Origin of the sequence: Bacteroides sp. HPS0048, assembly GCF_964240755.1 — a bacterium.
GTDB classification, from domain to species: Bacteria; Bacteroidota; Bacteroidia; order Bacteroidales; family Bacteroidaceae; genus Bacteroides; species Bacteroides nordii.
Window position 1 is genome coordinate 25,311 of the sequence record NZ_CAXSVC010000045.1, and the last position, 10,525, is coordinate 35,835.

9 protein-coding genes are annotated in these 10,525 nt (G+C 39.3%); 3 read left to right on the top strand and 6 right to left on the bottom strand.

The genetic code is table 11. The features are described from left to right. The first annotated feature begins 108 nt into the window (after nucleotides 1-108). Nucleotides 109-2,355, top strand: a complete 2,247-nt coding sequence (locus ACESQI_RS22145) for a cation:proton antiporter (RefSeq protein WP_320969857.1) — start codon at nucleotides 109-111, stop codon at nucleotides 2,353-2,355. Nucleotides 2,356-2,443: 88 nt separating this feature from the next. Here ACESQI_RS22145 and pncB read toward each other — a convergent pair whose 3' ends face one another. From pncB to ACESQI_RS22175, 6 genes are all read right to left on the bottom strand, one after another. Beyond that, nucleotides 2,444-3,610, bottom strand: coding sequence for a nicotinate phosphoribosyltransferase (pncB, locus tag ACESQI_RS22150; protein WP_256143852.1), 1,167 nt, complete (start codon nucleotides 3,608-3,610; stop codon nucleotides 2,444-2,446). Nucleotides 3,611-3,670: 60 nt separating this feature from the next. Further along, nucleotides 3,671-4,654 (bottom strand): nitroreductase, encoded by a 984-nt coding sequence (locus tag ACESQI_RS22155; protein WP_373127168.1) that lies wholly within the window; start codon nucleotides 4,652-4,654, stop codon nucleotides 3,671-3,673. Then, nucleotides 4,651-5,181, bottom strand: coding sequence for a hypothetical protein (locus tag ACESQI_RS22160; protein ID WP_373127170.1), 531 nt, complete (start codon nucleotides 5,179-5,181; stop codon nucleotides 4,651-4,653). Before ACESQI_RS22160 ends, ACESQI_RS22155 begins: the two co-directional genes overlap by 4 nt. Next, nucleotides 5,181-5,903: a hypothetical protein gene (locus ACESQI_RS22165; RefSeq protein ID WP_373127172.1), complete on the bottom strand. Its 723-nt coding sequence runs from the start codon at nucleotides 5,901-5,903 to the stop codon at nucleotides 5,181-5,183. The genes ACESQI_RS22160 and ACESQI_RS22165 overlap by 1 nt, the downstream gene beginning before the upstream one ends. Nucleotides 5,904-5,911: 8 nt before the next feature. Further along, nucleotides 5,912-6,514, bottom strand: coding sequence for a TetR/AcrR family transcriptional regulator (locus ACESQI_RS22170; protein ID WP_007487133.1), 603 nt, complete (start codon nucleotides 6,512-6,514; stop codon nucleotides 5,912-5,914). A 195-nt stretch (nucleotides 6,515-6,709) separates the two neighbouring features. Continuing rightward, nucleotides 6,710-7,489 (bottom strand): SDR family NAD(P)-dependent oxidoreductase, encoded by a 780-nt coding sequence (locus ACESQI_RS22175; RefSeq protein WP_195661338.1) that lies wholly within the window; start codon nucleotides 7,487-7,489, stop codon nucleotides 6,710-6,712. A gap of 709 nt (nucleotides 7,490-8,198) precedes the next feature. Between ACESQI_RS22175 and ACESQI_RS22180 the strand changes: the two genes are divergently transcribed. Continuing rightward, nucleotides 8,199-9,065, top strand: a complete 867-nt coding sequence (locus tag ACESQI_RS22180) for a hypothetical protein (protein ID WP_237977453.1) — start codon at nucleotides 8,199-8,201, stop codon at nucleotides 9,063-9,065. A gap of 108 nt (nucleotides 9,066-9,173) precedes the next feature. Next, nucleotides 9,174-9,638 carry a MaoC family dehydratase gene (locus ACESQI_RS22185; protein WP_002562392.1) on the top strand — a complete coding sequence of 155 codons (465 nt, stop codon included), beginning with the start codon at nucleotides 9,174-9,176 and terminating at the stop codon, nucleotides 9,636-9,638. Nucleotides 9,639-10,525 lie beyond the last annotated feature (887 nt).

Here is a 10,525-nt window from a genome sequence, read left to right on the forward strand (position 1 = left end):
AAAGCAGGTGTAAAAGCCTGACAGTTGAAACACAATGCCCTCTTTTTTTGTTGTTTTAAATGAGGTACGTGACCTTATGCAAAATAAAAACTTATAAAAATACATTTCATGTCCCATTTACCAACTTTGATTGCCGACCTTGCACTGATATTGATATCCGCAAGTATTATAACTTTATTGTTTAAATGGTTAAAGCAACCTTTAGTTTTAGGCTATATTGTTGCCGGATTACTGGCTGGTCCTTATGTCCATATTTTCCCTACTGTAGGGGATATAGCAAATATTAATATCTGGGCCGAAATAGGAGTTGTGTTTCTGCTTTTTGCTCTCGGTCTGGAGTTTAGTTTCAAGAAACTTATCAATGTGGGTTCAACAGCTTTTATCACGGCAACTACCGAAGTTATCAGTATGTTGCTGATAGGTTATATGGTGGGATATCTGCTGGGATGGGGTACTATGAATTCTATTTTTCTGGGTGGAATGCTGTCTATGTCATCCACTACTATTATTATCAAGGCTTTCGATGATTTAGGGTTGCGTAGCCAGCGGTTCACAGGTATTGTATTCGGTACACTGGTTGTGGAGGATCTGATTGCTATTCTGATGATGGTTCTGCTTTCTACGATGGCAGTAAGCAAAGATTTTGTGGGTGAAGAGTTGTTGGTAAGTGTGCTTAAGGTTGTTTTTTTCCTGATACTGTGGTTCCTTATCGGTATTTTTATCCTTCCGGCTTTCCTGAAAAAAGCAAAGAAGCTGATGAATAACGAAACACTTCTGATTGTTTCTCTCGGCCTTTGTTTAGGAATGGTAGTGCTGGCTACTTATACCGGATTCTCGGCAGCTTTAGGTGCGTTTATTATGGGTTCTATTTTAGCTGAAACGATTGAGGCGGAACATATTGAGCATATTATACAACCGGTGAAAGACCTCTTTGGAGCAATCTTCTTTGTGTCTGTCGGTATGTTGGTCAATCCGGCTGTATTGGTTGAATATGCCTGGCCGGTTATTATTATTACACTGGTCACCATTATCGGTAAAGCCATATTCTCTTCATTGGGTGTTCTTTTGTCGGGGGAGTCACTGAATATTTCCATCAAATCCGGGTTCAGTTTGGCACAAATCGGAGAATTCGCTTTTATCATTGCCGGCTTGGGTGTTTCTCTCAAAGTACTTGATCCGTTTATTTCTCCGATTATTGTGGCTGTATCTGTTATTACAACTTTCACTACTCCCTATTTTATTCGTCTGGCAAATCCTTTTGCTGAATGGCTTTATAAGGTATTACCGCCCAAAGTTCAGGAAATGTTAGCTCGTTATGCTTCCGGTAAAAAGACTGTGAATCACGATAGTGATTGGAAGAAACTATTAAAAAACATTGTTGGCAGAGTCATTATTTATAGTGTATTGCTTACTGCTATCTGGCTATTGTCTGTAAAAACGCTATATCCTGCTGTCAGTGAACTGTTTACTCCTGTGACGATATGGGTCAATTTAGCGATGTGTCTGGTTACTCTTTTACTCATGACTCCTTTTTTGTGGGCGCTTATCTCCAATAAGTACAATTCTTCTGCAATATTTCTGAAACTGTGGGAAGATGAGAACTACAATCACGGTCGTCTTGTTGCTTTAGTACTGTTCCGGGTTTCTGTTGCTATTTTCTTTATTTCAGCTGTGGTCATCAGTTATTTTCATCTGAATATTGGGATAGGAGTGGTTATTGCTGTAGCTGTGGTGGCTTTGATTCTTATCCTTCGGGAAGATCTTACTCAATATTCGCGCCTGGAAACTCATTTTCTAACCAATCTTAATCTGCGGGAAGAGGTTGCCAAAAAACATCATCCGTTGAAAACGAGCTTCAACAGTGAATTCAATAATAAAGACATTGAACTTACCTCTGTTGTTGTATCTCCTTATTCGCGTTATATAGGCAAATCACTGGGTGAGCTTTCGTTCCGGCAGGAATTTGGTGTGAATGTAGTAGCTATTGTCCGTGGTGATCTTAAGATATACATCCCAAAAAGTTCTGAACGGATTTATCCACAGGATAAACTGGCAGTGGTTGGTACGGACGGGCAACTACAAAAGTTTCGTGACGAAATAGAAAGCCCGCAAGGAGTACCGGATACAGAAGAGATGCACCAAGAGATGAATCTGCACTCTTTCACAGTAAATGAGGCTTTTCATTTCCTGGATAAAAGCATTGTCCAATCCCGCTTGGGTGAAAAGTATGATAGCATTGTTGTAGCAATTGAGCGGAATGGTGCGCTGGTTCCTCTGGATAAGGATGCTACTTTTCTGTTAGGTGATCTGGTATGGTTTGTCGGAGAGCGGGAGAAGATCAGGCAACTCTTTTAAGGATTTACCCGAAAAGTCTGTATCTACATAGATTTTTCTTATTTATACTTGTTATTTAAGCGTTGGAATGGCTCCACAGGAGTATCGGTTATCCCAGTCGTAAATCGTATAAACATGCCCGCACTTCTTCTGGGCTACCGATATGTTTTCCTATATCATCAGACAGTTTTACGCATTCGCGCCATTCCTGATTGATGTTCATTTTACACTGCGTCAGTTTCATTACAATGTTGGAAGGTTTAAATCCGGTATCATTCGTCAGATTGGTACCTATACCGAAGGCGCATCTTATTTTTCCACGACAATATTCCTGTATTTCCAGTGCTTTGCCAAAGTCGAGTGCATTGCTGAATACAATTGTTTTAGTGGTTGAATCGATACCAAGTTCTTTGTAGCGTGCAGTCAGTTTATCGATGAATTCTAATTCATTTCCCGAATCGCATCGTACACCGTCAAATAGTTTTGCTTGTTTGCGGCTGAGATTAGTCAGGAAGATGTCAGAAGTATAAGTGTCGGACAGTGCGATACCCAGATCGCCGTCATACACATTTACCCAGTTTTCCAGTGCTATGTAATTGGCATGTTTGTAACCGAATTGCGCTCCATGAAACATGAACCATTCGTGTGGATGCGTTCCCATCATCTTCATCTCATACTTCATAGCAAAGTAGCAGTTTGATGTGCCTGTGCAGTAGTGTGCAGACTTTTTTAAATAGCTTATCACTCTGTCCTGCACATCAAAAGAAAACCGCCTTCGTGTACCAAATTCAGAGAATGACAACTGATGTTCATTTGAGAGTACCACCTTTTCGGATAGTTTGCAGATTATCTCTTCCGTGTTGGCTACGTTTCCCTGTATCTGGTTTTTTATTTCTGAAACAATGGCGAGCAAGGGTACTTCGTAAAGTGTCGATTTATAGAGGTAATCCGTTATTTCGATATTCAGGTGATGTTCTTTATCCAGATGGATGTCTATTTTCTCCGGTTGGAACCGGAAAGAAGAGAGCCATTCCCAGTATACCGGTGGTAGGAATCTGCAGTTACGGGTCATATATTCCAGTTCTTTATCAGCCAATGTCACTTTAGCCAGGTTGGCCACTTCTGCTTTCAGTTTACTCAGAAATGCTTCTGTGTATACGGTTTCATCTCTGTCTTTGAAACTGAAAGTCCCTATTGCATAGGGAAACAACTTTATATAAGCATACGAAGTGGTAAACTTGTAGAGGTCCGTATCGAGTATGGTATGAATCATCATCTGTAGGTCTTTTTTAAGAAAACACTATAAAGTTAGTATTTGTTGAGAAGAAACGCTACTCTACTCAGATATAATTACTTCATTTCTCTCTTTTCTGGGAGAGTAGGGCATTGCTTTGGCATATCCCATACGCAACAATACTACCGGGATTCTTTTTTCTTTTCCTGTTTGGTGAATTACCTCACATTGCATTTGCTCCGCCAGTACTTTCAATTCGCAAGGTTGATTAATGAAGGCGGTGGCAATGCCTGCTTCCGTCGTTTTTAGTAAGAAGTGTTCCAGTGTGCGTCCAAGTTGAATCCACTCCGGAATAGAATCATTTTCAACAGTGAAAAGTACAACATGAGAGGAGGAGTTTACTTTCTTTTCATCACTTTTGTTTTGCATCCCGGGTGTCAGGCATGTTCCCATTATGAGACGTGATAGCCATCTGGGGAGGTTAGGGGCTCCGAATACAGCATAACTCAATCCGTCCAGGGTTTGTTGCTCATCCCTCTTGTTAAACCGCATCCAACTTTTCAGTTCGTTTTTGAAACGACTGTCACTCATTTGTATTTTATTTCCTACCAGTACGTAATCCCGTATTTTATTGAATTCTATACTTTGTTTCTGCCAGCAGTATATCCCGATGTATTCCTCTCTTTCAAGGGTAAGTAATTCTCTGATTACCTTTTCCGGAATTTGTTTTCCATTATATATACTTCGGTTGGTTTGCCTTCTGGTTATTTGTCCGGAGAGTAATGTTTTTTTCTGATTGTCCACGGAATGAAGTTCTATGGAGATGATTCCTTCTTCCGAAACATGTACCTTGCTGGCATATCCTATACTTCCGGCTGCTATACATAGATTTTCCGTGGCACACCCCAGTGAAACAAACATTTCTCTTCGGTTTCTGTCTACCACATGCAATGTTTTCCGATTATCCGGATGTATTTCAATGCTATCTTCGCAGATGCGAAACAACCATGGCTGTGTATTATGTCCCGAAGGTGCTTTGGTGGCCTGTTCTATCATGAATAGATAGTCAGCTCTTTTTTCTTTCATAGCGTCAATCCTATTTTGAAGGTTATTGAATTGTGGGATAATTGTTCTTCAAACTCCGTTGTGAAATATTTGTTCGAGTCTTTTTTAACCCGTTTCAGATTCTGCAATTCGTATCCTATAGCCAAATTTACTTTCAGTTTATGTGGTATCTTCAGTTGTATTCCGACGGAAGGAGAGAAGTATAGACCTCCATTGGCTTCTTTGCCAGGAGCAAATGCGCCGCCGGCATTACATGTAAGATATGGGGTCAGCTTTTGGGGTTTGGTGACGAAGAATTGCATGTTTGCATAAAGGGGTATAAGTACTCTTTCGTACACTGAAAGCCCTGTACCGACACCTATTGCAAATCGTTGATTAAGGTGATAATGTCCCATAACCTCCCATATGAATGGTGTATGGGCCGGAGAACTCATCGGAAGTCCTGTCCCCAAATTGGTAGTATAGGAAATCTTTTTTGTATCGGTTTGTCCCAGAACAGTTATCGTTGAGCTAAATAATACAAGTAGCGGGAGGATAAATCGTTTCATTATTTCAGGTTTATAGTTATGCTTTTTACAATGTTCAGTGCGGTTGTTATTGAGGAGATGTCCGTTGTAATGTCTCCGTCGCTTCCGTCCGGACTACTATGTCCAATGAGGTTTAACTGAAACTCTTTTTCTCCTGACGTCAGATTCACTTCCGCTGCGTAGACCAGTGCCGGTTGCCCACTTCCTTCTTTTCCCCCTGAGTAGTTGGAATCTCCTTGCTGAGCCGATTTTGGATAGGCATCATTCCAATCGGTTGAGTGATTTATTTCTACTTTTACAATGAATTTCTTTATTTTTCCCGTTGGGGTTAGTTTTATATCAAAACTTCCTTTAGGAGTTGCTCCGGTGACAGCATCTGTCAAAGGTGATTTCTTTGTTGGCAGGTATAATCCGTCTTCATACTTTATACCTCTGGAATAACACCAGTGCGGAAGTGCTTCTTTTCTTCGGTTTCCTCCTGCCGCCTGCCAGGTTTGTGTAGCTATTTTGTATGTAACATAGATTGTAGAGAGATAATGTCCTTCTGTATCTTCTGTCCATATTGCAATTTGTGGCGGGTTCTTTTTGTTGATGCCTAAAAACAGTGGGAAATTATGTAACCATTCATCTCCTTTTTCAATTGATATCCTGATGTCGTTACTGTGATACTCCACCAGATCTTTGTTGCATCCACCCGATAACAGGGCCAAAATGTAGATTCCTATTATTGTCATCTTGTTCATTTTCTTTTTTATCGTTTTTCTAACCAAATATCTATCAGTATATTAATGCCTTCTTCCAATTCTTTCCAGCCGTCCTCGGTCTGAATGTTAATCCCGTTAAAAACCGGACAGTTTTCTTCCAGCAAACTAAGATAGCTGATTGCAGCAGTGAGAATACTTGCCATCGCTGCGGTTTCTTTCTGAGGATGTTTAGATAGTTTGCTGACAGCATCCACCAGCCATACTCCCTTTGCTTCCCTCTTTTCCCGTAGTTCTTTTATAAAAATATTGTTGGATGTCAATTCCCATCGGTATAACCTTCGGAGTGTGTAGCTTTGTCTTAACATAGCAATTTGTCTTTTGAATATTTCTTTGATAAACTCGCCTATGTGCTCTTCGTCCGGCAGTTGTTCGTCGAAGTTTATCCAATAATCATGTTGCTGGATGTAAGCTGCTATTAATCCATCCAATGAATTGAAATAGCGATAGATTAGCATTTTTGAAACTCCGGCTTTAGCCGCTACAGCATTTATGCCCAATCCTTCGAATCCGTTTTCTTCGATAAGTTCGTCAACGGCTTTGATAAGATTCATTTCTGTGGTTTGCCTGTTTTTAATTACTTCTTTTTCCATTATTCTATTGTTGTTACTACTTGGTCACAAAGGTATGTTTCCTATCGGTAACATCAAAAGGAAAAAGAAAATAAATTTTAAAAGCCTGTTTAAAATTTCCTTGGGATAAGCTGAAGAGAGCTTTTAAGAGGAAAGTTTAAACAGGCTAAGTGGTTAGTTTTAAGAAAAATATAGTATATGATATGTTGAAGGAGGTTATGCCAATTCTACTGTCGGGTTATGTATGGTCAGTCCTCCATCTGCTACTATGGTTTGTCCGGTGATGTATCGTGCATCTTCCGAGGCCAGAAAGGCAATAGTAGCTGCGATGTCCTGCGGTTCTCCCAGATAAGGAGTAGCGCACTGTCCTAAGAAAATATTACGTACATCTTCATTCATGTTGTTTAAAGCGGCAGGAGTGAGTACAAGTCCGGGAGCTACGGCGTTGCAACGGATGTTCTTTTTGCCTACTTGTGTGGCGATGTATCTGGTCAAGTTAATTACCCCGGCTTTACTTGCGCCATAAAGTGTACCGCTTGCATCAGCAGTAATTCCGCTGATGGAAGCCACATTAACAATATTACCTCCACCGTGTGCCTTCATTATAGGTATAATGAGTTGTGAAAGATACATTGTACAGGATAGATTAAGATGAAATGCTTCGTCAAAATAGTCTATGTCCAGTTTCTCGATATTGCCATCTCGTTTGGGATCGGTTCCGCCCACATTATTTACCAGTACATCTACCTGTCCATATTCTTTCATGGCAAATTCTGCCAGTTCTTTACTGCTTTGAAGTACGGTTGCCGAGAAATAAGTGGCACGCACATCTGCTCCGGACTGGGTTAGTTCGGCAGCCAACTTGTCAGCCTTTTCTTTAGAATAATCAGCGATTATTACTTTCCCTCCTTCGGATACGATACGACGGGTGGTTGCCTCTCCAATACCGCTGGCTGCACCGGTAATGATGGCTACTTTATTTTCAAATCTGTTCATGATAGAATGGTTTATGTGGGTTCTTCTGTTTTAAAACAATCAGCTATAAGAAAAGGTTATTTTTCTATATCTTGGTTTAATACGATTTCCGTTTTCATTAGTGACTTTTGCATCTGCCATTCTTTTATCTGCTCATTTGTTTATAAATCTGTTAAATGTTAACGGAATACGCTGAATGTGTTAATGGCAGATCGATTCTATTAAACCATGTTATAATACGCCCTGTTATGGCCCGGATATTTGGAGGTTTCCCGAAAATACGTACCTTTGCATTGTGTTTTTCATAGTATTAGATTTAAGGTTAACAAAGATTGGCTGTCTGGGATAGATAGCCTTTTTTTATGTCCATATGTTACCTCTCCGGATTGTGAATGTATATGTTAATTGTTAACGTAATAAGTCTAAAGTGTTAACGCGATCTCTTTACCATTAAACCATGTTATAATATGGCCTTTAAAGGCTCTGAAATTTGCTGATTTCCTGAGAATCGGTATCTTTGTACAGTGTTTTTTTCATAAGTATTAGATTTAAGGTTAACAAGGATTGGCTGCGCGTGATGCGTAGCCTTTTTTTGTTTATATGATAAATATCTGCTTCTTTTTTAAATTTATAAAATATCCGAAAGCAAAACGTCATTTATATTGTTATTAGTGCAATGTCGCCTGTCTTTTGGCTTATCTTGTTTATAAAATTATTAAAGAAAAGAATTATGAGAAAGAATTTATTATTATTTGGAGCACTGATCAGTGCCTTTTTGCTGGCCTCTTGTTCGGGAGGAAATAAGAGTCAATCAACTACTTCTGTGAGTACGGCAAATGTAGAAGATGCAATGGAAGTAGTTAAGTATTACAACACTTCTCTTAGTGTATTGAAAGATGTAGTGAATGAGAAAGACGTAAATGCCGTTCTGGGATATATGGAACAGAAAGGTAAAGCTCCCGCTCTTACGCCCATTACACCTCCTGCCATTTCTGAGAAAGATACTGTGATGCTGATGAATCCAGGTACTTGCTTTAACGAAGAAACCCGTCAGAACCTGAAACAGAATTATGCAGGTCTGTTTCGTTCAAGAGCTCAGTTCTATTCCAATTTCAATACCTATTTGTCTTATTTGAAAACAAAGGATTATACTAAGGCGAACCAGCTTCTCGAAGCGAGTTATCGGCTGAGTATAGAGATGGCTGAGTATAAAATGAATGTTTTTGATATTCTGAGTCCTTTTACCGAACAGGCTGAACAGGTGCTTCTGGCAGACAGCCCGTTGAAAGAGCAAATTATGTCTGTTCGTAAAATGGCATCTACGATGCAGAGTATTATTAATTTGTATGCCCGTAAGCATGTTGTGATGGAAACTGCACGTATTGACCTGAAAATAGCCGAACTTACCGGGCAATTGGAGGCAGCCAGAAAACTTCCTGTCGTAGCTGGACACGAAAACGATATGAAAGCTTATCAGGCATTCTTGGCACAAGTTGAAACTTTCATCAAGCAAGCACAGAAAGTGCGGGAAAAAGGAGAGTATACAGATGCCGATTATGAAATGTTGACCAGTGCATACGAAACGTCTGTCATATAAAAACTCCTGCTTAATCCAAAAAAATTATATCTTTGTGGCATTTTAGTACGTATGTGACAGTACGTACTAAAATGTTTTTTTGTAAAATATCAATTTAATATAAGAAATATGGAGAAGGTTATTATCAATTCGTATGAGGAATTTGAAAAGTTAGTAGGTCAACAAATCGGAGTTTCGGATTATTTGGAAGTTTCGCAGGAACGTATTAATCTTTTTGCCGATGCAACTTTGGATCATCAGTGGATTCATGTCGATACAGAGCGTGCCAAAGTAGAAAGCCCGTATCATAGTACCATTGCTCATGGTTATCTTACTTTATCGTTGCTTCCTTATATGTGGAACCAGATTATTGAAGTGAACAACCTGAAGATGATGATAAATTACGGTATGGATAAGATGAAGTTCGGTCAGGCTGTATTACCCGGACAGAGTGTTCGTATGGTGGCAAGCCTTCATTCTCTGACCAATCTGCGCGGTGTGGCAAAAGCTGAAATCAAATTTGTTATTGAGATTAAAGATCAGCCTAAGAAGGCGCTCGAGGGGATTGCTATATTCTTATATTACTTTAATTAGAGATTCTGAGAACTTATTTTTAGTTCAACAAGTAATTAGGTAAGTTCTTTCAAAGAAACCTTTCCAGCGGTATTATTCTATCTTTTGTATAGTTTTACCGTAGAGGAAAGGCTTTTTCTTTTTTTTCGTCATCCATTTATATTCTTCAATCCGATTCTGTCAAATAAACTTTGCCGGTCCATACTAAGCCATTATTATGAGAGAAGCACATTGCTTGTGAATGAGATTCTACAAAAAAACTTGTATTCTTTCTGTTTTTATAGAGAATATCCAACTTGTACAATGCTCTTATCCTTAGCAATATGCCTTTATATATGTAAGCGATAGCTTCGATATGAGAATAACTCAAAGATAAAGAAACCACAACACCCGGATGTTGTGACTATAAGAAAGGTATATTATTACCAGTATGATATTGGTATTTTGCGTGTTATATATGTGTTGTCTATACTATAAATCTTAGCTTAGTATCTGTGTGTATTTTTCCATTTCTATTTTCTTTTGTTTTCCTCCCTTTCCTCTTGTTTCTTAATAAAATAAGTGTACAATCTCGTGTTTTGTAATTATCTGGTTTTCAATCAATTATCTTTTTGTTTTTTCCTCTACGAGAAACGCCCCGTTTCTCTACGGAGATCGTCCCGTTTCTCTACGATGATCGCCTTGTTTCTCTACGAGTCTCTCTCCGCTTGTTTCTAATATTTTACATCCCCTTTTTCTCTCCCTGCCTCTTCCTTCCTGTTTTGTCAAAATCTCTCCCATGTCATCTTAAGTATCTCCTTCTTCCTCTTTCCTTAATTTATCCTTCTTCTTTTTTCTCTCTCTCGCGCATCCATATGCGCGCGTATATATTATAATGTGCCTCCTTTTCCCCTCCTTTTCTCTTCCTT